Source organism: Sphingosinithalassobacter sp. CS137 (assembly GCF_014334115.1).
Taxonomy (GTDB): Bacteria; Pseudomonadota; Alphaproteobacteria; order Sphingomonadales; family Sphingomonadaceae; genus Sphingomonas.
The window spans coordinates 2258556-2279453 of the sequence record NZ_CP060494.1; the positions used below are offsets into that span (position 1 = coordinate 2258556).

The window sequence follows — 20898 nt, forward strand, 5'->3', positions numbered from 1 at the left end:
GCGCGCGCTCACCGCGCTACGACGGGGTCCGGCTCGATCTGCAGGGTGCGCAGGACGCCCATCATCGCGGTCGTCGGCTCGCCACCCTGATGGCGCCATAGCCGCTCGACGATCAGCGTGCGATCGCCGGCGGGCAGGAAAGTCCAGCTGGAGCCCGAACCTTCGGCCCCCTGCGTGATGCGAAAGCCGCTGCGGCCGGCGAGATCGGCCTCCTCGATCCTTCCGCTCGGAAAGCGGCTGCGAAAAGTGGCCACCGGAGTATCGCTGATCGCGATCGCGAGACCGGGCTCCATGCGCGCCTCGCAGCGCTGGGTGAGGCCGGATTCGCCGTAGCTGCAATTGCGCTGGCCGAGCTGGGCCGTGCGATCGCGGCGGATGAGCTTGGTCGCATCCAGCGTCTCCTCATAGCTGGGCGGCAGCTGCACCTCGGTATCGACCAGCGCATGCCGCTCCGGATCGTAGAGGAAGCTGGCCGGGCCGGCGCGTCCGACGAGCATCATGCTGTCGAGCGCACGCCCGGCGGTCTGCTCCCAGGGCGAGCCCGGGCGGGAGGGATGCGAGAAGCGCGCAGTGACGAGCCGCTGGTCGTCGGGACGCAACAGCAGGACGTGGACGCGCGCGCCGTCCGCATTGGTGCCCGTCGCGCGCCAGACGGCGACGCCGTCGTTCACGACCGAGACGTCCTGAAGGCCTTCGCGGACGGCGGCGACCTGCTGCTCGAAGCCGCGCCCGAGCGCGTTGTTGCTGCCGAACACGCGCAGCGTCGCGTCGCCGTTGCGGAACACGCGGCCGTCGTCGTTGGCCGGCGGGTCGGTGGCGACGAACCCGGGCGGCACTTCGATCGCGAAGTCGAACCGGGCGTTCCGATAATCGACCCACGCGTCGCCGGTTCGTTGGGCCTGCACGGGGCCAGGCGATGCTTCGGCGGTGGGCATGGCGCCAGGCGTGGCGCGCGGTTGCGGGTCGGACGACTGGCCCGAACAGGCCGCGAGCGCCGCGGCGGCGGTCAGCAGAGGAGGCAAAAGTCGCATGGCCCGTCAAAGCATGACGCGAGCGGGTGTTCCAGACGTGGCGGCGGCTCAGGCGGCGTTCTGGTCGATCCCCAACTCACCCAGCTTGCGGTACAGCGTCGAGCGGCCGATGCCGAGCCGACGCGCCACTTCGGTCATGCGGCCCCGGTAATGGCCGATCGCGAGACGGATCACGTCCGCTTCGATCTCCTCCAGCGGGCGCAGATTGCCGTCGGGCCGGAACAGCGTGACTCCGGCATGGCCGGTCGCAGGCTGGCTGGCGGCGCTGCTTTCGGGCTTTCCGGCTGCCAGCTGGGCGATCTGGGGGAAGTCGGTGCGGGTGAGCGCATCCCCCTCGCAGAGCACGGCGGCGCGGAAGAGCGCGTTCTGGAGCTGGCGCACGTTGCCGGGCCAGTCATAGGAGCCGAGCAGCTGCAGCGCCTCGTCGGTGATGCCGAGCGGCCGCAGCCCCGGCTGCTCGGCGATGCGGCCGAGCAAATGGCGGACGAGCGCCGGAACGTCGCCGCTGCGGTCGCGCAGCGGCGGGATCGTCACCTGGACGACGTTGAGGCGATAATAGAGATCCTCGCGGAAGCGGCCGGCCTCGACCTCGGCGATCAGCGTCTTGTTGGTCGCGGCGACGACGCGGACGTCGACTTCGCGCGTGTGGCGCGCACCGAGCGGCTGGATTTCGCCCGACTGCAGTACCCGCAGCAGCTTCACTTGCGCCTCGAGCGGCATCTCGCCGATTTCGTCGAGGAACAGCGTGCCGCCATCGGCTTCCTGGAAACGGCCGATCTTGCGCTCGAATGCGCCGGTGAACGCGCCCTTTTCATGGCCGAACAGCTCGGACTCGACGAGGTTGGCGGGGATGGCGCCGCAGTTGACGCAGATCATCTCCTTCTTCGAGCGGGGGCTGGCGGCATGGATCGCCTCGGCGACGACCTCCTTGCCGACGCCGCTTTCGCCTTCGATCAGCACGGGCACGCGGGCGCGTGCCGCCTTGGCGGCGATCGCGAGCGCAGCGCGGAACTGGGGCGCGGACCCCACGATCTCGTCGAAGGCGAGCGGATGCGAGAGCTTTTCGGTGAGTGGGCGCAGTTCGCCCGAGCTGGTGCCGCCGACCGCGGTCTCGAGCGCAGCGAGCAGCCGTTCCGAGGCGAGCGGCTTGACCAGAAAATCGGTGGCGCCGGCGCGCATTGCCGAAACGGCGGCGGCGACCGACCCGTTGGCGGTGAGCATCAGGATCGGAAGCTGTGGGCGGCGCGTGCGCAGTTCGGCGATGAGCTGCGCGGAATCGCAGTCGAGTGCCCAATGATCGAGAATCACGGCGTCGAGCGCCATTCCGTCGGGCGTGCCGAGGGTGGCGATCGCAGTTTCCGATTCGCCCGCGAAGATGGTGCGCCAGCCGCGGCGCGCGGCGATGGCGGCGACGAGGCGGCGCTGTGCCGGTTCGTCGTCGATCAGCATCAAGAGGCGCTGCCCGTTTCGCGTCATCCGCCGTCCTTCGTCTCTGCTGTCCCGCATTGAAGCGGAATTGATACGCAAAATGCGTAAAGGCGGGCTTAAGCGTGCCAAAGCCGCACGACTCTTGAGGAGGAACAAGAGGCCGGTTAAGGGAAGAGCAACAGCTGCGTTTAGGGGAAGTTGGCGCAATGGCCGAACAAGGCGAACTAAAAGCTCATCGGGCGACCTACGGCGGCTTTCTGTCGATGGTGAAATGGGGCTCGGTGATCGTGGCGATCCTGGCTCTTGGCGTCGTCCTGCTGATCGCGCCCTGAAGTGAAGATCGCCGTCCTCAAGGAGCTCGCAGCCGGCGAACGGCGCGTTTCGGCAACTCCGGAGACGGTCAAGAAATTCACGGGGCTCGGCGCAGAGGTCGCGGTCGAGACCGGCGCGGGCGCAAGCGCTTCGATCTCCGACGACGCCTATGCCGCGGCCGGCGCCACGCTTGGTCCGCGCGCACAGGTGATCGCCGGCGCCGATATGCTGCTCGGCGTGCAGGGCCCGGATCCCGCAAGCCTGGCCGGACTGAAGCAGGGCGCCTGGATAGTGGCCGGGCTCAATCCCTTCGGCGAGCGCGCGCGTGTCGATGGTTATGCCGCGCTCGGTGCCGAGGCGCTGGCGATGGAGTTCATGCCGCGCATCACGCGCGCGCAATCGATGGACATCCTCTCGAGTCAGTCGAACCTCGCCGGCTACAAGGCGGTGCTCGATGCGGCGGCCGAATATGGCCGCGCCTTTCCGATGATGATGACTGCCGCGGGCACCGTCTCCGCCGCGCGCGTGTTCGTGATGGGCGTGGGCGTCGCCGGGCTGCAGGCGATCGCGACCGCGCGGCGGCTGGGCGCGCAGGTGAGCGCCACCGACGTGCGCGCCGCGACCAAGGAGCAGATCCTGTCGCTCGGCGCCAAGCCGATCTTCGTCGAGCAAGTGAAAGGCATCGAGGGCGAAGGCACCGGCGGCTATGCCACCGAAATGTCCGACGAGTACAAGGCGGCGCAGGCCGAGCTGGTGTCGAGCCACATCGCCAAGCAGGACATCGTCATCACCACTGCGCTGATCCCGGGCCGCGCCGCGCCGCGTCTGATCAGCGATGCACAAGTCGCCTCGATGCGGCCGGGCAGCGTGATCGTCGACCTGGCTGTCGAGCAGGGCGGTAATGTGGAAGGCGCGGTTGCGGGCGAGATCGTCGAGAAGCACGGCGTGAAGATCGTCGGACACCGCAACGTGCCGAGCCGGCTGGCGGCGGACGCATCGGCGCTGTTCGCGCGCAACCTGTTCAACTTCCTCTCCGCCTTCTGGGACAAGGATGCGGGGCGGCCCGTGCTGCCCGACGACGATGAGATCGCGCAGGCGATCCGGCTGACGCGCGGCGGGCAAGTGGTGAACGCGCGGCTGCTCGCGCAATGATCCCGCGGCTCGCCATGACCGCAGTGGCGGCGGGCCTGGGCGGATGCGGCCATTCGAGCGACGGGGTGGCGCCGCAGGCGGTGCGCGCGTGCGAGGGCTGGATTCAGAACAATCTCGGCTATCGTTCGGACTACCGACGCAACGGCGTACGTCAGGCGCTCGGACCGGAGCGGTCGGTCGTGCGCATCGGCTTCGAAGGCACCAACACCTTCGGCGTGCGCATCGACGGCGAAGCCTATTGCGTCTTCACGACCGAGGCGGGGCGGCTCGGCCGTTTTCTGCCGCAGGATTCCTTTCTCACCGACAGCTAGGCGGACCCATGGACTTCATCGCGATCCTGTCGATCTTCGTACTGGCGTGTTTCGTCGGCTATTACGTGGTCTGGTCGGTTACGCCGGCGCTGCACACGCCGCTGATGGCGGTGACCAATGCGATTTCCTCGGTGATCGTCGTCGGTGCGCTGATCGCGGCGATGGCGGCGGGGCAGGAGGTCGCGAAATGGCTGGGGCTGGTCGCGGTGGCGCTCGCCAGCGTCAACATCTTCGGCGGCTTTGCCGTGACCGAGCGGATGCTGGCGATGTACAAGAAGAAGGAGCGCTGAGCCGTGGCGGGGGACAGCAGCGTGCTTCGGTCCGCACGCAGCAGCCTGCGGGTGGCGCTTCCCGTGGCGGTCGTGTCGCTTTGCGTTCTAGGGGGATACCAGGTCGGCAAGGACATGGCGCTGCGCGATAATGCGCGCGACGCGCGTGCGGCTCAGCAAGACATTCGGGGGAACGACTGATGCACGAAGCGGCTCCCGTGAACCCCTGGGTGGCGCTGGCCTATCTGGTCGCCGGCGTCTGCTTCATCCTGGCGCTGCGCGGGCTTTCCTCGCCCGCGACCAGCCGGCGCGGCAACCGGATGGGCATGATCGGCATGGCGATCGCGATCGTCACCACGCTGGTCACGCACGAGATCGCGAGCCCCGTCGAGCTGATCGCGGCTATCGCGATCGGCGGCGCGGTGGGCTGGCTGATCGCGCAGCGGATCGCGATGACGGCGATGCCGCAGCTCGTGGCGGCGTTCCATTCGCTCGTAGGCATGGCTGCGGTGCTCGTCGCCGCGGCGGCGTTTCTCAATCCAGCGGCCTTCGGCATCGCCGATCTGGTGATCCCGATGATCGGCGAGCCGTTCCAGGCGATCAACCGCGTCAGCCGCGTCGAAATGGGTCTGGGCGTGGCGATCGGCGCGATCACCTTCTCGGGATCGGTGATCGCGTTCCTGAAGCTGAACGGCAATATGAGCGGCACGCCGATCCTGCTGCCGGCGCGGCATGCGATCAACCTGGCCCTGCTCGCCGCGATCCTGGGGCTGATCGCCTATTTCCTGCAGGACCAGAGCCCCTGGGTGTTCTGGACGATCACCGGCCTGTCGTTCCTGATCGGGTTCCTGCTGATCATTCCGATCGGCGGCGCGGACATGCCGGTCGTGGTGTCGATGCTGAACAGCTATTCGGGCTGGGCCGCCGCGGCGATGGGATTCACGCTGGGCAACACGGCGATGATCATCACCGGCGCGCTGGTGGGCAGCTCGGGCGCGATCCTCTCGTACATCATGTGCCGCGCGATGAACCGCAGCTTCATCAGCGTGATCGCCGGCGGCTTCGGCGCCGACAGCGGCGGCGCGGCCGGCGGCGGCGAGAAGATCGACCGGCCGTGGAAGCGCGGATCGGCCGAGGACGCGGCCTTCCTGATGAGCCAGGCCGAACAGGTGATCATCGTTCCCGGCTACGGCATGGCGGTGGCGCAGGCGCAGCACGTGCTGCGCGAGATGACCGACAAGCTGAAGGAGGAGGGCGTGCGGGTGAAGTTCGCCATCCACCCGGTGGCGGGGCGCATGCCGGGGCACATGAACGTGCTGCTGGCCGAAGCGAACGTGCCCTACGACGACGTGTTCGAGCTGGAGGACATCAACAGCGAGTTCGCCCAGACCGACGTCGCCTTCGTGATCGGCGCCAACGACGTGACCAATCCCGCGGCGAAGACGGACAAAAGCTCGCCGATCTATGGCATGCCGGTGCTCGACGTCGAAAAGGCCAAGACCGTGCTGTTCATCAAGCGATCGATGGGCGGCGTGGGCTATGCCGGCGTCGACAATGAACTATTCTATCGTGACAACACGATGATGCTGCTCGCGGACGCAAAGAAGATGGTCGAGGAGATCGTCAAGGCGCTCGACTGACCACGGTTTCTGGGGGAAAAACGATGGTGACGGTGGGTTCGATCGTGAGCGGCGCGTTTCGATTGATCGCGCGGCGGCCCGGTGCAGTGGCGCTGTGGGGGCTGGTCTATCTCGGCGGGATCGTGCTGATCAGCATCGTCTTCATGGGAGCGCTGGGCGGTGCGATGATGGCCGGCGGCTTTGGCGCCGGGGCCAATCCGGAACAAGCGCTCGCGTCGTTCAGCGGCCAGTCGATCCTGCTCACACTGCTGATGTATCTTGCCTATTACGCGCTCGCCGCGGTGCTGATGAACGCAGTCTATCGGGCGGTGCTCCGTCCGGAAGAAGGCGGCGGCGCATCGATCCGCTTCGGCAGGGACGAACTGCGCACGCTCGGTCTGACTCTGCTGCTCGGCATCCTGATGATGGTCCTGGCCTTTTTCGGGTCGTTGATCCTCGGGCTGATCGGATCGGCGCTGGGGCTCGCGGCGGGCGGCGATCCGGTGGCGATGGACATCGCCTCGACCATCGTGTTGCTGCTGTTCATCGCCGGATGGCTGGTGCTCTGGGTGAAGCTGTCGCTGATCCTGCCCGCGAGCTTTCATTACCGGCGTTTCACGCTCGACAGCGGCTGGGAGCTTTCCTCGGGCCATTTCTGGCCGCTCCTCGGCGCGTATCTGATCATCATCGTGATCTCGATCCTGCTGGTCCTCGTCGCGAGCCTGCCGATGATCGGAACGATCGGCGCCAATTTCCCGGCGATGACCGCCGATCCTTTCGCAGCCGACGTGGCGACACAGGCGCCGGCTACCATGGCCGCCGCCGGCGGCATGCTGCTGACGCTCCTCCTGATGATGATCGCGGGCCTGATCGTGTTCGTGCTGCTGACCGGAGCGACAGCGGTTGCGGCGCGGGAGGTGCTGATCGAACGCGGTGCGTTCGCCGATCCGCACGTCGAGCCCGACTCCGACCGCGATTTCGAGGCGGATTGATCCACGGACGTGCACGTCGGCTCGCCGACCGCTCCGAAGCCGATGCAAATCCTTGCGAGCGCCAGGATGATCCGCCCGAGTTACTCCGAAACGGACCGGACTCGACTCAACCGTTTCGGAGCAATGCGGCATCAATGGAACAGAAGATGAACTCGGGGGCGAGCATGTCTGCATCCTTCTCGGCCGCTGGCGACGGATACAGTATGGCGCCCGACGCGCTTCTGATCGCCGATTCGACCCCCGCGGCGGAGGCGGCGGCCGAGGCGCTGGCGCTTTCCGGCATGCGGCTGCGAAGGCGGATCGGCTTCGCCGAGGCCGAGGCGCGGCTTGCCGAGCAGGTCGGCTTCGATGTGATCGCGATCGAAGGCAGCGGCGTGGACGCCGCACTGTTCGACGGAGCGCTCGCGGCGGCGGCGCGATCGGCGCAGGCACAGTCGGCGGCCGTGGTGGTGGCGATCGCGCCCGACCAGATCGACATCGCCGCGGCACGGCTGCTCGGTAGCGGGGCGCAACTGCTCTGCGATCCTGGCACGGCCGAGCGAGTGGCGGCGCTTCTCGCCACCGGACACCGTCCGTCCGCGCAGCTCCACGATGCTTCGCGCGACGGCGAGGCGGCGCGGCTTCGGCGGCTGAACGAGGAAGTCGCCCGGATCGCAGACACGCTGGCGCGGCTGACGCGAGGCGAGGATGCCGACCGGCGTGGCGGCGGGCTGCGCGAGCCCGGCAGCGACTATCGTGGGCCGGAGAATGCTGGCGAAACCGCCGGGGCGAGCGCGCAGGAAATCCGCGCCGTGATCCGAACCCGAAGGATGCGGGGTCAGTTTTTCGCCGACGAGCTGTTCGCCGACCCCGCCTGGGACATGCTGCTCGACCTGTTCGCGGCGGAGCTGGAAGACCGGCGCGTCTCGGTGTCGAGCCTGTGCATCGCGGCGGCCGTGCCGCCGACGACGGCGCTGCGCTGGATCGGCACGATGCACGAGGCTGGCCTGTTTCAGCGCAATGCAGATCCGAACGACCGGCGGCGTGCGTATATCGCACTCAGCGAAAAGGGGCTGCAGGCGATGCGCGCCTATAGCGCCGCAGTGAAGCGGCAGGGGCTCTCGCTCGTCTGACCCGCGCGCGCAGCGACTTGCCAGCACGCGCGCGCTTTGGCATCGCATGCGCCGTGGGCGGTTAGCTCAGCTGGTAGAGCATCTCGTTTACACCGAGAGGGTCGGCGGTTCGAACCCGTCACCGCCCACCATTGGACGACAATCAGCGCCTCAGTCCGCTCGGTGACGCGGGATGCCGTTTTCGATCCGGAGCGTGATATCCGGCTGGTTGCATAGATCGATGCCACTGAAGACGGCGGTCCGATTGTCGGCGAAGGTGGTTCGCAGGTCGAAGCGGCAGCGGTTGCGCGGTGGCACGAAGGCGATCGTCGCGCGCGCGCCGGGGGGAATCGGAGTCACGGCACGCGGATCGCGCGGCCGCTCCCAGGCGCCGGCTTCGGCAGGGGTGAGTTCGACGATCCTGATTTCGCGTCCGGTTTCATTGGCGAGTATGAAGCCGCCGTCCTGGGCGGGCGCGATCGGCAGCGCCAGCGACGCGAGCATCATTGCAAATAGGGTCGGCATCGGCGGATCCTCCTGTCGATCCAGCGCGACCTCGCCGGAGGGTCGCCACCGACCCGGCGCGAAGCCGCGGCGTCAGATTCCCGAATAGTCGCTCATGAGCCAGAATCCTGCAACTAATACGCCGCCGCCCAGCGTCACCGCCACTGCGATCAACCAGACATAGGCGCGGGGAATCTCCTCGACTCGATGTGCACTGAGCCGCTTGAGCACTCTCCAGGCGCGATATTGCGCACTCCAGACGATTATCACCCCAACCGCGACGAAGAAGCTGGCAACGGCGCGCGGCACCCAGGGCGGCTCGATCGAGCCGAACAGGGCGTGGAAGCCGACGCCGATGCCGACCGCGGCAAGGCCGGTACGCACCCAGCCGGCGAAGGTGCGCTCGTTGGCGAGAATGGTGCGATCCTCGGCATAGTCGGTGCGCCGATCGGCGAGATCGGTGCGATCCTCGCCCTTCCCGTTGGTGCCGTCGCTGTTGCTCACAGCGTTCGAACGAGGCGGACCGCGCTTGCGATCCATGGCGGGTTGGCGACGACCTGCTGCCGTGCTCCTGCACCGAGCGGGAGGAGGTGGAGCTTGCCATCCTCGCGCCCGATCAGCCGGCCGAACAGGAACCGCCCGGCGGGGCGGGGGACGAGCACGTCGCGGTTGAGCGCCCGGGCGAACTCCTCGGGCGGCAGCCGCTCGCACCAGATCGCGTCCCCGGCCCGATAGTCGCCGATCCCGGCGGTTACGGTCACGGCCACCATTTCGGGTTCGGCACGGGGTGGGGCGACCGTGGCGGCGCGGCGCGGCGCCTGCGCTCCCGAACCGTCAAGCACAGCGGCGACCGCGATGTCGGGGCGATCGGGGAGGCGGACGAGATCGGCGGCGTCGACCTCAAGCGCGGCGGCGATGCGATTGAGCCAGGCCACCGAAACCGTGCGGGTGCCGGTTTCCAGCCGCCCGATCGTCTGCGCCGTAGTGGGCGGATCGCAGCGGCGCGCGACGTCGTCGAGCGTCAGTCCCTTGGCGCGGCGGACTTCGCGAATGGCAGTGATCATGACCCATCCTAACCGGAGCGGTTTTTTACTGTCCTACATATTTGCCCTTGTGGCAAGTGCTTCGCGACTCGGAAGCAGCGGAGGTACGGCATGCGCGAATTGGTGGAGCGGGAAATCGAGGCGGTTGGTGCGACTCCGGGCGCCCCGGCGCGGCGCGGCAGCCGGCGCACGGTGACGGTGAACGCCGCCGAATCGCCGCTCGGCTGGCTGCGCGCGCGCGGAATGGTGGATGCGCGGCAATTCGAGGCGGGCGAGCGGCTGCGAAGCGACTATGAAACGGCCGCGCTGGGGCCGCGGGTGACGATGCGTTGGGACGCGGCGCCGACGGCGCGGGGGCGGCGCGGTCCGGATGCACCGCTCGATCCGACGCTGGCGCAGATCGCGGCCAAGCGGCGGTTCGATGCCGCGGTGGCGGCCGCAGGACCGGGGCTGAGCGACGTGCTGTGGCGAGTGGTCTGCGCGGGCGAGGGGCTGCCGGCGGCGGAGAAGGCGCTCGGCTGGCCGGCGCGCGCGGGCAAGCTGGTGCTCGGCATCGCGCTCGACCGACTCGCCGATCACTATGGGCTGGGGTGATCCGTGCCGGGCTGCGCCTCGCGTCCGAGGAAGCGGCCATAGGCCCAGCCGATGCCGATAAGCGCAACGCCGAGACCGAGGAAGGACAGGATGCGCAGCACGCCATCGAGCGCGGCGGCGTCGACCAGGAACACCTTGAAGGTGACGCCAGTGAGCAGCACGAGGCCGAACAGCCGCAGGTCGCGCGCGCCGATGGCGATGCCGCGCCAGAGCCAGAACAAGGCGAGGATGAGCAGCGCTGCCGAATAGCCGGTGTTTTCGAGCGTCGTGACCGGGCCGGTCAGGATCGTGCCATGCGTCGCCTGCCGGACGGCAGCCAGAACGGAGACCAGCGTGGCGACCCCCGCCGCGGTCCGCAGGAACGGGCGCGGCGGCAGCATCCACAGCCAGAAGGCAGTGAGCGCGGTGTGCAGGACGGCGGCGTTCAGCAGCGGAAACGATCCGACAGCCTGGGCCACCCAGACCGGGTTCAGGACGAGGAGATCGAACCAGACGAATCGCGTGAAGCCGAGAGCAAGCAGTGCCGTCGCGACGCCGCGCAGACGTGTGCGGCGGTATAGCAGCCAGCCGGCGGCGAGGCAGGCGTGGGTGAGCAGTGCGCGCTCAACGAAGCCCCAGCTGCGGAAGTCGGCATCGGTGGCGATCGCCAGCGGCTGCTTCGCCAGCGCGTAGAGAAGCAGGATCGCGAGAGCGATGGCGGCGATCCCAGCGGCCCTGCGCCCGCGACCGAACTGGCGCGGATCGGCGAGGAGCAGCGCCGCGGCGACGGTGGGAAGCGCGAGCGCGCGCAGCAGCAGGCCGAGGTCGGGCAGCAGCGGATAGGGGAGGCGCGCGCCGCCGACCGACTGGACGAGGGCGTTCCCCAGCTCCCCCAGCGGTCCGACGGCAGCGAGAACTGCGGCGGCGAACGGAAGCGCAGGGAGCGCGAAGAGCGCCGGTGCTGGGTTGCGGTGGGCCCAGCCGGCGAGCGCGAGCATCGCCAGCGCGAGCGGGACCGCGAGCCAGCTGGGCGGAAGCAAGGTGGCGATGGCGAGCGTCGCCAGCAGCGCGACGAGCGCGGGAGCTGCGACGCGGGCGAGGGGATCGGCCGTGTCGCGGGTGCGCCAGACGATCCAGGCGCAGAGCGCGGCGGCGACGATCTCGGCCGCGGCCCAGCCGGCCGGGGCGAGCAGCGGCGCGGCGGCGGCGTGGGCGACGAGGAGCGGCCCGGCGGTGCCGCCGAGCGCGAGCAGCGCCCAGCCGGGCCGATCGACGCGCAGATGGCCGGGCAGCGCGAACAGCAGCGTTGCGACGAGCGCGGCGATCAAAGTGGCGCCGGTGGCCCCCTCTCGCATCGCGACCGCTTCGAGCAGCAGGAGCAGGGCGAGCGCAGCGGCGGCGCCGGGCAGATAGATCCGGTCGCGCCAGGCGAGCACCAGCGACGCGGCGGCGAGGACGAGATAGAAGCTCCAGGCGGGCGCATCGAATTCGAGCGCGGGGGCGAGCGCGACAAGCTGGACGAGACCCGCCAGCAGCGGCACGAGGCGAAGCCAGCGTGCCCGGGCTCCCGCAGCCGGGAGCGCGGCACTGGCGCCGGCGGCGAGCACCACCGTGAACAGCCCCAGCGCAGCCAGATCGTCGTCTTGCAGCGCATTGATCAGGAAGTTGATCCAGGCGAAGCCCGCGGCCGCAGCCGCGATGGCGAGCCACGCCCAGCCGCGGCGGACGCCGAGGCCGAACAGCGCCGCGATGAACAGAGCCAGATAGACCAGCAGCGGACCGACGCCCGCTGCTTCGAACCCGGCCACCAGCGGCGCGAGGAATCCGCCGGCGAGCGCCATTGCCGCCGTCGGTGGCCCGTGCCGTAGTGCCAGTGCGAGCGCGAGCGCCGTGATCCCGAGCATCGCCACGAAGGCGGGCAGCGGCGCGACGAGATCGTAGAGCGCGGCCGCCATGTAGAGCGTGGCATAGCCGCTGGCCACGCCGGCGCCGGCGAGCGCCTGGCCGACGCGCCGGTCGGCGAGCGCGGCCGACAGGCGGTGCGCGGCTTCGCTCGCCGCGATCAGCAGCGCGGCGAAGAGCGCGGCGAGGATCGTCCGGGCGACGGGGCCGAGCAACCCGCTCTCGATCGAGAGGCGGACGAGATAGAAGCCGGCCAGGGCCAGTGCCGCGCCGCCAATCCAGATCGGCAATCGGCCGCCGACCAACGTTTCGAAGTTGAGCTTCGGGCGTGGCAGGCGGCGCGTCGGTGCGGGCCGAGGGCGCGAGATCCGCGGCGGCGCGGGCGCGCGGGCGGCGGGCGCGGTGCCGCCGGCGAGCGCCGAACAGAGATCGGCGAGCTCGCGCTCGACTCGCCGGAGCCGGCGATGGAACGCGACCGCAGCGAGAATCGCGCCGATCAGCAGCAGGAGCGTGAGGCCGGTCACCGGGGCAGCGCAGGTGCTACGGGCATTGATACGGCCTCGAAACTAGGTTGTTTGATGCAACCGACATGGTAGATTGCCGTCGCACGTCAGAGGGGATGCACGATGATCGTCTATGGGTCCACATTGTCGCCTTTCGTGCGCAAGGTGATGGTCGTTTGCGCCGAGAAGGGGCTGGCGCCCGAGCTGAAGCCTGCAGGCATGGGCCAGGGCGGACCGGAGTTCGCCGAGGCGAGCCCGTTCGGCAAGATGCCGGCGTTCCGCGACGGCGACTTCACATTGTGCGATTCCTCCGCGATCATCCATTATATCGAGGCCAAATATCCCGAAGCCGGGCTGATCCCTGAAGCGCCCGAAGCACGCGGACGGACGATCTGGTTCGAGGAGTTCGCCGATACGATCATCGTCGGAGCGAACACGCCGATCTTCTTCAATCGCTTCGTCGGGCCGCGCGTGCTGCGGATGACGCCCGATATCGCCGCGGCCGAATCCGCCGAGCGCGAGGCGATGCCGAAGGTGTGCGACTATCTGGAGCGCGTGGTGCCGGACGAAGGCTTTCTCGTCGAGGATCGGCTGACGCTGGCCGACATCGCCGTGGCGAGCCCGCTCGCCAATCTGGCGCTCGTCGGATCGCCGGTCGACCCGGTGCGCTATCCGCGCGTCACCCGCTATCTGAACCGGATCCTCGAGCGGCCGAGCTTCGCCACGATCCTGGAGCAGGACCGCAAGACGATCGCGGCGATGGGCGGGGCGGTTCGCGAAGCGGCGGCGGCCTGAGCCGGGGTCGTTTCGCACGTGCACTCGCGCCGCACTTCGGCTATTTCGCCGCAATGCAGCTTGCCTTCGTCAAATGCCATGGATCGGGCAACGACTTTCCGCTGATCGACGCGCGCGGGCTAGCGCTCGACGACGGCCAATGGGCCCGCATCGCACGGGCGCTCGCCGACCGCGAGGGGCCGGTGGGCGGCGACGGCATCCTGCTGCTGACACAGGGCGACGCGCGCCATGATTTCGGCATGCGGATGTTCAATCCCGACGGAAGCGAAGCCGAGACCTGCCTCAACGGGCTGCGCTGCGTCGCGCGGCTGGGATTCGAGCTGCTGGGCCTCGACTCGGCGGCGGTGCGGCTGAAGACGAGCAGCGCGCAGGTCGCGCGCCAGGAAGAGCTGGCGCCGGGCGTGGTGACGGTGCGCACGGTGGCGGGGCCGGCTTCGATCCGCACCGCCGATGTCGGCTTGCGAATCGCCGCGGAGATGCTGGTCGATTCGGTCGTGCCCGGGCTGCCGAGCGAGCGATCCTTCACTGCGGTGGCGATGCCGAACCCGCATCTGGTGGCGTTCGTCGAGTCGATCGACGAGGCGGAGCTGGTTGCGCTCGGTGACTGGTGCGAGGCCGGACCCGAGCTCGTTCCGGGACGCACGAACGTGAGTTTCGCGCAACTGCGGGAACGCGATCTCTTCGTGCGGACCTATGAGCGCGGCGTGGGGCTGACCAACGCCTGCGGCAGCGCGATGGCGGCGGCGACCTTTGCCGCCGGACTGACCGGACGAATCGCCTTTGGGAGCGAGATCATCGTCTTCAACCGAGGTGGCCTGGTGCGCGCCTGTGCCGAGAGCCCGGAGGCGGGGGGCTCGGTAGCAGTCTCGGGCAATGCCAGCTTCCTCTATGACGCGACCATCGAGGTCGATCCGGAGGCGGGGACGATCGCGCCGCCGCTGGTCCATGCGCGGCGCGAGGATGAGGCGGCGGCATGGGAAGCGGTGATTGCCGACTTGGCCACGTAACCCATTTGGCACTTTTAGCTTGACATCGTCACGCTGATCTGGCAACAGACAGGAACGCTGAAGAATTGCGAGTCGGGCCGGGGCGGCAACGCCTTCCGGCCCGATTGCGTTTCGGGAGGGGACGATGGCCGGAGCGACGAAGCCGCGCAGCGCGCGCAAGGGAAAGCAGCCGCCGCTGGCGGTGCGCAAGGCATGTTTCCTCGAGGTGCTGCGGCAGACGGCGAATGTTTCGCGTGCCGCGCGCGAGGCGGGGCTATCGAGCTCGACCGTCTATGGTCACCGCCTCCGCAACCCCACCTTCGCACGAGACTGGGACGCGGCCATCGCCGAGGCACTCGACGAGCTGGAGAGCCAGCTGATCGAGCGGGCGCGCTGCGGCGTCGAGCGGCCGGTCTACTATCGCGGTGAAATCGTAGGCAATGTTCGAACCTATTCGGATCAGCTGGCGATGTTCCTGCTGCGCGCGCGGCGACCCGAGGTGTATGACCGGATCGGCGGGACGATGCAGCCGGTGCGGATGACCGAAATCGAAGCCAAGGCCGAAGTGGTGCGCCGGATCGCGCTGCTGACCGACGCCACTGCCCGCGAAGACGCCGGCGATGCGGATGGCTCCGTCTGATGCTGTCGACCGCACGGGCGGTGGGACGCGCCCCGGCGAACGAGCAGCGGCGCTTCCTGAAGCCGGACTCGGGCTGGACCGCGCTGCTGCACGAGTGGCGCTTCTGGGCCGATCCGCGCCAGCTTCCGCCCGAGGGCGACGACTGGCGGGTATGGCTGATGCTGGCGGGCCGCGGCTTTGGAAAGACTCGGGCGGGCGCCGAATGGGTACGCGCGCTGGCCGAGGCCGAGGGCGCGGCGCAGATCGCGCTCGTCGGTGCCACGCTCGCCGAAGTGCGTGCAGTGATGATCGAGGGGCCGAGCGGCATATTGGCGACGGCGCCGGAGGAGGCGCGGCCGAAGTGGGAACCGACGCGCGGGCGGCTGGCATGGCCCGGCGGCGCCCAAGCCTTCGTCCATTCGGGCGAGCGGCCGGAGGGACTGCGCGGGCCGCAGTTTCACTATGCCTGGTGCGACGAGATCGCCAAATGGGCCTATCCGAACGAGACCTGGGACAATCTGGCGATGGCGCTGCGCATGGGCGAGCGGCCGCGCGCGCTGGTGACGACGACTCCGCGGCCGATCGCGTTGCTGCGGACGCTGCGCGAGCGGCCGGACACCGTGACCGTTACCGGGCGTACGGCCGACAATGTGCTGCTGCCGCAGGCGTTTCGCGACGCGATGGCCGAGCTGTACGGCGGCACCCGGCTGGGGCGGCAGGAACTGGACGGCGAACTGATCGAGGACGCGGCGGGCGCGCTGTGGACGCGCGCGTTGCTGGAAGGCGCGCGCATTCGCGCGGCGCCGGGGCTCCGGCGGGTGGTGGTGGGCGTGGATCCTCCCGCCGGAGCTTCCAGCGATGCGCGCAGCAGGCGCGGTGATGCGTGCGGCATCGTGGCGGTGGCGCTGGGGCGCGATGGCGCGGCCTATGTGATCGAGGACGCGAGCGTGGCGGGCGCGAGCCCGGAGGGCTGGGCGCGCGCGGTGGCAAGCTGCGCGGTGCGCAACGGCGCCGATCGCGTGGTGGCCGAGGCGAACCAGGGCGGAGCGATGGTGCGCAGCGTGCTCGAGGCGGCGGATGCCGCGCTGCCGCTGCGGCTGGTGCACGCCAGCCGGGGCAAGTCGGCGCGCGCGGAGCCGGTGGCGGCGCTGTACGAGCGCGGCCGAGCGTTTCATGTCGGCGGCTTTCCGGCGCTGGAGGACGAACTGTGCGGGCTGGTGGCGGGGGGCGGCTATGAAGGGCCGGGACGCTCGCCCGATCGCGCCGATGCGCTGGTGTGGGCGATGACCGAGCTGATGCTGGGGCGGCGGAACGCGGCGGGGGTCCGCGTGATCTGATGCCGATCAGGCGGGGTTCGTCCCGGCCTCCATCAGTCGCGAAACGAGGATCGCGCCGAACAGGAGCGTATTGACCGCGCCGAGGACCATCAGCGCGGCGAGCGCACGGCGGTTGATCCGCTCGGAGACCGGCTGACGCGCGCTTCGCGCCCGCCAGGCGAGAAAGAAGATCAGCATGCCCTGCACGACCAGCAACGCCGACAGCACGGTGGAATAGACGGCGGACTGCATCACGGAACCTTCCATCGGGTGGGACTGCAATCGCCGGCGAGGCGATCCGTTCCGTCGCGGCAAGGCGGAGGGCGGCGCGGGACCGGAACGAAGGAGAAGCGCATGAAATGGTTCGGCAAGGGGCGGCGCGAGGGCGCGCGGCCGGCACTGGCGCGGGCGGGCGGCGCGGGCATGCTGGGCGATTGGCCGCGCTCGTATGAAGCGCAGGTGCGCGACGCCTATCTGGCCAATCCGGTGGCGCAGCGCGCGGTGAAGCTGGTGGCGGAAGGCGTCGGCGGAGCGCCGCTCACTGCATCGGAACCGGCGCTGCTGGCGCTGGTGACGGCGCGATCGGGCGGGCAGCTGCTGATCGAGACGGTGGCGGCCCATCTGCTGCTTCACGGCAATGCCTATGTCCAGATCCTGACCGATGCGGCGGGCGGCGTCGCCGAGCTCTATGCGCTGCGGCCCGAGCGGGTGAGCGTGGAGCCCGATGCGAACGGCTGGCCGGTCGCCTATCGCTATCGCGTCGGCGAGCATGGCGCACGGCTGGCGGCGGAGGACGCCGCGGGGCGGCCCGCGCTGGTCCATATCAAGGCGTTCCATCCGGTCGACGATCATTATGGGCTCGGCTGTCTGGGTGCGGCGGCGGGGGCAGTGGCGATCCACAACGCCGCGGCGCGCTGGAACAAGGCGCTGCTCGACAATGCGGCGCGGCCGAGCGGCGCGCTGGTCTATGATCCGGGCGACGGCAGCGCACTGGCGGCCGACCAGTTCGAGCGGCTGAAGGCGGAGATGGAGGCGGGCTTTGCCGGTGCGGCCAATGCCGGGCGCCCGATGCTGCTCGAAGGCGGGCTGAAATGGCAGGCGATGAGTCTGACCCCCGCCGACATGGATTTCGTGGGACTGAAGGCGGCGGCGGCGCGCGAGATCGCGCTGGCGTTCGGCGTGCCGCCGATGCTGCTCGGGCTGCCCGGCGACACGGCCTATGCCAATTACCGCGAGGCGAACCGCGCGCTGTGGCGGCTGGCGATCTTGCCGCTCGCCGAGAAGATCCTGGGCGGATTGTGCCAGGGACTGGCGGGATGGTTCGACGGGGCGGCGGTGGGCGTCGACCTCGATCGAGTGACGGCGCTTTCGGAGGACCGCGAGCGGCTGTGGGCGCAGGTGAGCGCGGCCGATTTCCTTACGACCGAGGAGAAGCGCGCGGCCGTGGGGCTGGCGTGACCGGCACGATGCAGACGCGCCGCTCCGCATCCCACTGCCCCGCGTGATCGCGGCAGTCGGCGATCAGATGCGCGTCACTGGCCCATAGCCAGACGAGCAGCGCGGCCAGCGCGAGTGTGACGGCGACGGCGGCCGGGAAGGCGAGTCTGCGCATCGGCCGTGCCTAGGCGGGCGGGCAAGCGGCGGCAACAGGAGACGGGCATGGGCGAGGATACGGGAGTGCTGGCGCAGCTCATGCGCCAGGCCGAGGAAGCGGGCACCGATCTGGCCACGCTGCGCGGCATCGCCGAGGAGGCGGGCGAGCTTGGCGCGCGGCGTGCGCTCGCCAAGCTGGGGCTCGACGATGTGGCGGCGCCGCGCGACATGGCGGAGCTGCGCGAGCTTCTGGGCGCATGGCGCGACGCGAAATCGTCGGTTTTCAAGCTGCTGCTCGGATGGGCCGGCCGGATGGGGCTGACGGTGGTGCTGGCGGGGCTGGCCGTGAAGCTGGGCTTTGCCGAATGGCTGTGAGGTTCGCCGGATATGCCGCGGTCTTCGACGCGCCCGATCGCGGCGGCGACGTAGTTCGGCGCGGCGCGTTCGGCGCCGTCGGGCCGGTGCCGCTGTTGTGGCAGCATGGCGGCGCGCCGGTGGGTGCGATCGAGCGGATCGAGGAGGATTCGCGAGGCCTGCGGGTTATCGGTCGTGTCGCCGAGCCGAAGCTGGCGGCGCTGGTGGCGGCGGGGGCGGTGACCGGCCTGTCGTTCGGCTATCGCGTGCGCGCGGCGCGACGCGGCGCGCGGCGCGAACTGCTGCGCGTGGACCTAGCCGAGGTCAGCCTGGTAGCACAGCCGATGCAGCCGCTGGCGCGGGTTCATGCGCTGGCCGCCGAGAAGATCGGCGCGGCGAAGTCGGCGTAATAGTAGAGGTAGAAGAGAGCGATTCCGGCGAGCGCGGCGGCGATCAGCGCACGCGGACGGGCGAACAGCGCCACCAGGTGCAGCGCGAGCAGGACTCCATTGGCGGCGAAATAGTGCCGCACGTTCGACCAGTGCTCCTGCGCGATCATCGCCCGCAGGAGCGGAAATTCATAGACCCAGATCAGCGCGTTGATCGCGAGCAGCATGCCGACGGTCCAGCGGCGGTGGGCGAGGAAATAAGCGTCGAGCGATGGCCAATCGGCGGTCTCGCGCGGGACCGCGGTGCGCGCGAGCACGAAGAAGAGGATGCCGATCATCGTCGGGATGGCCAGACCGACCAGGTTCATCGCCACGTTCTGGAGCTTCAGCCAGGCGTCGAGAAACGTCGCCATGAGCTGGATGAACACGGTGAAGCCGAGCAGCGGCGTGAACAGTCCCAGCCTCGGCCGTGCCTTCGCACCGATCAGGTTCGCGAAGCCCGCCATCAGCTCGGCGACCGCGAGGCCGAGCAGCAGGCCGTAAAAGGTCATGAAGAATTCGAACTGGCTCATTGCCCGCTCTCCCGGCGTCGGGACAGTGTGCGCGGTGCCGGATTCCAAAGCAACCGGAAGGGCGCGGGGCCTTTCCCTCCACCGCTCCCCACCGGGGAGGGGTTTTTTGCGGGAGACGGGAATGACGGAAGTGGCGGACGGCCTTGAGGCGAGCTTCGAGGCACAGGACGGAACGGGCGCGGCGATCGCGCGGCCGATGCTCGCGGGCTCGCGGGCGCCGGGCGCGGCGGCGTTCGAGAGCTTCGTGCGATCGGGCGTTGGCGGGCTGGAAGTGAAGGCCTTCACCGGCGCAAGCGATGCCGCGGGCGGCGTGGCGGTTCCCGACGAGATCGACACGATGATCGATGCGACGCTGAAGAGCATCTCGCCGATCCGCAGCATCGCGAATGTGGTGCAGGTGGGATCGAGCGGATATCGCAAGCTGGTGACGAGCGGCGGCACGCCTTCGGGTTGGGCGAGCGAGACCGGCAGCCGCGACGAGACGGCGACGCCGGCGTTTCACGAGATCGCCCCGCCCTCGGGCGAGCTCTATGCCAATCCGGCGGCGAGCCAGGCGATGCTCGACGATGCGGCTTTCGATGTCGAGCAATGGCTGGCAGGCGAGATCGCGGCCGAGTTCGCCAAGGCGGAGGGCGCGGCCTTCGTCAATGGCGACGGGACCGACAAGCCCAAGGGCTTTCTGCAGGCGACGGTGTCGCTCGCGGGCGATGCGACGCGCGGCTTCGGCCAGCTTCAGTATCTGCCGAGCGGCGCGGCGGGCGCGTTCGGCGACGATGCCGAGGAGACGCTGATCGATCTGGTCCAGACGCTGCGGCCGCCCTATCGCCAGGGCGCGGTGTGGGTGATGAATTCGGCGACGCTCGCGCGCATCCGCAAGTTCAGGACGAGCGCCGGCGAGTTCCTGTGGCAGCCCAGCCTGGCGGCGGGGCAGCCCGCGACGCTGCTCGGCTATCCGGTGGTCGAGGCCGAGGACATGCCCGACATCGCCGCGAACAGCCTGTCGATCGCGTTCGGCAATTTCAAGGCGGGCTATCTGATCGCCGAACGCTCGGCGACGCAGATCCTGCGCGATCCCTATTCGAACAAGCCGTTCGTCCACTTCTAGGCGCTCGCGCGGCTCGACTTGCTGGTGCAGGGAAGCGCCGAGGCCATGGGCGCGGAAATCCCGCCCGAGAATCCCGAGCCGGGGCAGGCATGGGTGCTGGGCGCCGACCCGACCGGCGCGTGGGCCGGACACGCGCATGCGCTCGCCGGATGGACCGAAGGCGGCTGGCGCTTTGCGGCACCGCGCGAAGGCATGCGCGTCTGGGTCGCCGATGAAGACGCCTTCGCGCTGTTTTCAGGCGGGAGCTGGACGGTCGGAGAACTGCACGGCAGGGTCGTCGTCGAAGGGCAGCAGGTGATCGGCCGCCGCGGCGCAGCGATCGGCGATCCGGCCGGTGGAACGACCGTGGACGTCGAAGCACGTATCGCTCTGTCGGCGGTGCTCGCGGCGATGCGCGCGCATGGGCTGATCGATCCGCCCGACCTGTGACGTTCCTGCA

Annotated in this window: 25 protein-coding genes and 1 tRNA gene; 18 read left to right on the plus strand and 8 right to left on the minus strand. The window is 69.5% G+C overall.

Annotated features, from left to right (window positions below; all coding sequences use genetic code 11):
* Positions 1-8: 8 nt before the first annotated feature.
* Together H7V21_RS11120 and H7V21_RS11125 are read right to left on the minus strand one after the other, a co-directional pair.
* On the minus strand, positions 9-1031 hold the full coding sequence (locus H7V21_RS11120) for a hypothetical protein (protein ID WP_188053823.1): 1023 nt from the start codon (positions 1029-1031) through the stop codon (positions 9-11).
* Between the two features lie 48 nt (positions 1032-1079).
* The gene (locus H7V21_RS11125) at positions 1080-2507 is read right to left on the minus strand and encodes a sigma-54-dependent transcriptional regulator (RefSeq protein WP_188056507.1); all 1428 of its coding nucleotides are present in this window, start codon (positions 2505-2507) and stop codon (positions 1080-1082) included.
* 158 nt (positions 2508-2665) lie between these two features.
* Here H7V21_RS11125 and H7V21_RS11130 point away from each other — a divergent pair, with 158 nt between their 5' ends.
* From H7V21_RS11130 to H7V21_RS11165, 8 genes are all read left to right on the plus strand, one after another.
* A complete protein-coding gene (locus H7V21_RS11130; RefSeq protein WP_188053824.1) occupies positions 2666-2791 on the plus strand; it encodes an aa3-type cytochrome c oxidase subunit IV in 126 nt (41 codons plus the stop codon).
* 1 nt (position 2792) lies between these two features.
* Entirely contained in the window at positions 2793-3923 is a 1131-nt protein-coding gene (locus H7V21_RS11135; RefSeq protein ID WP_188053825.1) for a Re/Si-specific NAD(P)(+) transhydrogenase subunit alpha, read from the plus strand.
* On the plus strand, positions 3920-4234 hold the full coding sequence (locus H7V21_RS11140) for a hypothetical protein (RefSeq protein ID WP_188053826.1): 315 nt from the start codon (positions 3920-3922) through the stop codon (positions 4232-4234). The genes H7V21_RS11135 and H7V21_RS11140 overlap by 4 nt, the downstream gene beginning before the upstream one ends.
* A gap of 8 nt (positions 4235-4242) precedes the next feature.
* Positions 4243-4524 carry an NAD(P) transhydrogenase subunit alpha gene (locus H7V21_RS11145; RefSeq protein WP_188053827.1) on the plus strand — a complete coding sequence of 94 codons (282 nt, stop codon included), beginning with the start codon at positions 4243-4245 and terminating at the stop codon, positions 4522-4524.
* A gap of 179 nt (positions 4525-4703) precedes the next feature.
* Entirely contained in the window at positions 4704-6143 is a 1440-nt protein-coding gene (locus H7V21_RS11150) for an NAD(P)(+) transhydrogenase (Re/Si-specific) subunit beta (protein ID WP_188053828.1), read from the plus strand.
* A 23-nt stretch (positions 6144-6166) separates the two neighbouring features.
* The gene (locus tag H7V21_RS11155; protein ID WP_188053829.1) at positions 6167-7114 is read left to right on the plus strand and encodes a hypothetical protein; all 948 of its coding nucleotides are present in this window, start codon (positions 6167-6169) and stop codon (positions 7112-7114) included.
* A 134-nt stretch (positions 7115-7248) separates the two neighbouring features.
* The gene (locus tag H7V21_RS11160; RefSeq protein WP_262503837.1) at positions 7249-8226 is read left to right on the plus strand and encodes a winged helix DNA-binding protein; all 978 of its coding nucleotides are present in this window, start codon (positions 7249-7251) and stop codon (positions 8224-8226) included.
* 55 nt (positions 8227-8281) lie between these two features.
* Positions 8282-8357: transfer RNA gene (locus tag H7V21_RS11165), tRNA-Val, on the plus strand.
* A gap of 19 nt (positions 8358-8376) precedes the next feature.
* Here H7V21_RS11165 and H7V21_RS11170 read toward each other — a convergent pair.
* From H7V21_RS11170 to H7V21_RS11180, 3 genes are all read right to left on the minus strand, one after another.
* On the minus strand, positions 8377-8730 hold the full coding sequence (locus H7V21_RS11170; RefSeq protein ID WP_188053830.1) for a hypothetical protein: 354 nt from the start codon (positions 8728-8730) through the stop codon (positions 8377-8379).
* Positions 8731-8802: 72 nt separating this feature from the next.
* Positions 8803-9213, minus strand: coding sequence for a YidH family protein (locus H7V21_RS11175; protein ID WP_262503838.1), 411 nt, complete (start codon positions 9211-9213; stop codon positions 8803-8805).
* Positions 9210-9773: a helix-turn-helix domain-containing protein gene (locus H7V21_RS11180; RefSeq protein ID WP_188053832.1), complete on the minus strand. Its 564-nt coding sequence runs from the start codon at positions 9771-9773 to the stop codon at positions 9210-9212. Before H7V21_RS11180 ends, H7V21_RS11175 begins: the two co-directional genes overlap by 4 nt.
* A gap of 90 nt (positions 9774-9863) precedes the next feature.
* Between H7V21_RS11180 and H7V21_RS11185 the strand changes: the two genes are divergently transcribed.
* Positions 9864-10346 carry a DUF6456 domain-containing protein gene (locus H7V21_RS11185; protein WP_188053833.1) on the plus strand — a complete coding sequence of 161 codons (483 nt, stop codon included), beginning with the start codon at positions 9864-9866 and terminating at the stop codon, positions 10344-10346.
* On the opposite strand, the gene H7V21_RS11190 is transcribed toward H7V21_RS11185, so the two are convergent.
* Positions 10331-12751: a DUF2339 domain-containing protein gene (locus H7V21_RS11190; RefSeq protein ID WP_262503839.1), complete on the minus strand. Its 2421-nt coding sequence runs from the start codon at positions 12749-12751 to the stop codon at positions 10331-10333. The genes H7V21_RS11185 and H7V21_RS11190 overlap by 16 nt on opposite strands.
* Positions 12752-12853: 102 nt before the next feature.
* Between H7V21_RS11190 and H7V21_RS11195 the strand changes: the two genes are divergently transcribed.
* From H7V21_RS11195 to H7V21_RS11210, 4 genes are all read left to right on the plus strand, one after another.
* The gene (locus H7V21_RS11195; protein ID WP_188053834.1) at positions 12854-13525 is read left to right on the plus strand and encodes a glutathione S-transferase family protein; all 672 of its coding nucleotides are present in this window, start codon (positions 12854-12856) and stop codon (positions 13523-13525) included.
* 53 nt (positions 13526-13578) lie between these two features.
* Complete coding sequence (gene dapF, locus H7V21_RS11200) at positions 13579-14532, plus strand: diaminopimelate epimerase (protein WP_188053835.1); 954 nt, start codon at positions 13579-13581, stop codon at positions 14530-14532.
* Between the two features lie 124 nt (positions 14533-14656).
* Positions 14657-15151 carry a hypothetical protein gene (locus H7V21_RS11205; protein WP_188053836.1) on the plus strand — a complete coding sequence of 165 codons (495 nt, stop codon included), beginning with the start codon at positions 14657-14659 and terminating at the stop codon, positions 15149-15151.
* Entirely contained in the window at positions 15151-16467 is a 1317-nt protein-coding gene (locus tag H7V21_RS11210; RefSeq protein WP_188053837.1) for a DNA-packaging protein, read from the plus strand. The genes H7V21_RS11205 and H7V21_RS11210 overlap by 1 nt, the downstream gene beginning before the upstream one ends.
* 6 nt (positions 16468-16473) lie before the next feature.
* Here the strand turns inward: H7V21_RS11210 and H7V21_RS11215 are convergent, their stop codons facing one another.
* Positions 16474-16701 (minus strand): hypothetical protein, encoded by a 228-nt coding sequence (locus H7V21_RS11215; protein WP_188053838.1) that lies wholly within the window; start codon positions 16699-16701, stop codon positions 16474-16476.
* 99 nt (positions 16702-16800) lie between these two features.
* Between H7V21_RS11215 and H7V21_RS11220 the strand changes: the two genes are divergently transcribed.
* From H7V21_RS11220 to H7V21_RS11230, 3 genes are all read left to right on the plus strand, one after another.
* The gene (locus H7V21_RS11220) at positions 16801-17904 is read left to right on the plus strand and encodes a phage portal protein (protein WP_188053839.1); all 1104 of its coding nucleotides are present in this window, start codon (positions 16801-16803) and stop codon (positions 17902-17904) included.
* A gap of 201 nt (positions 17905-18105) precedes the next feature.
* A complete protein-coding gene (locus H7V21_RS11225; RefSeq protein ID WP_188053840.1) occupies positions 18106-18414 on the plus strand; it encodes a DUF6127 family protein in 309 nt (102 codons plus the stop codon).
* On the plus strand, positions 18405-18803 hold the full coding sequence (locus H7V21_RS11230; protein WP_188053841.1) for an HK97 family phage prohead protease: 399 nt from the start codon (positions 18405-18407) through the stop codon (positions 18801-18803). Before H7V21_RS11225 ends, H7V21_RS11230 begins: the two co-directional genes overlap by 10 nt.
* Here the strand turns inward: H7V21_RS11230 and H7V21_RS11235 are convergent.
* Positions 18758-19354, minus strand: a complete 597-nt coding sequence (locus H7V21_RS11235; RefSeq protein ID WP_188053842.1) for a hypothetical protein — start codon at positions 19352-19354, stop codon at positions 18758-18760. The two genes, H7V21_RS11230 and H7V21_RS11235, sit on opposite strands and share 46 nt — an antisense overlap.
* Positions 19355-19475: 121 nt before the next feature.
* On the opposite strand from H7V21_RS11235, the gene H7V21_RS11240 reads away from it, so the two are divergent.
* Together H7V21_RS11240 and H7V21_RS11245 are read left to right on the plus strand one after the other, a co-directional pair.
* On the plus strand, positions 19476-20459 hold the full coding sequence (locus H7V21_RS11240) for a phage major capsid protein (protein WP_188053843.1): 984 nt from the start codon (positions 19476-19478) through the stop codon (positions 20457-20459).
* 45 nt (positions 20460-20504) lie between these two features.
* Positions 20505-20888 carry a DUF2793 domain-containing protein gene (locus H7V21_RS11245; protein ID WP_262503840.1) on the plus strand — a complete coding sequence of 128 codons (384 nt, stop codon included), beginning with the start codon at positions 20505-20507 and terminating at the stop codon, positions 20886-20888.
* The last annotated feature ends 10 nt before the right edge of the window (positions 20889-20898 follow it).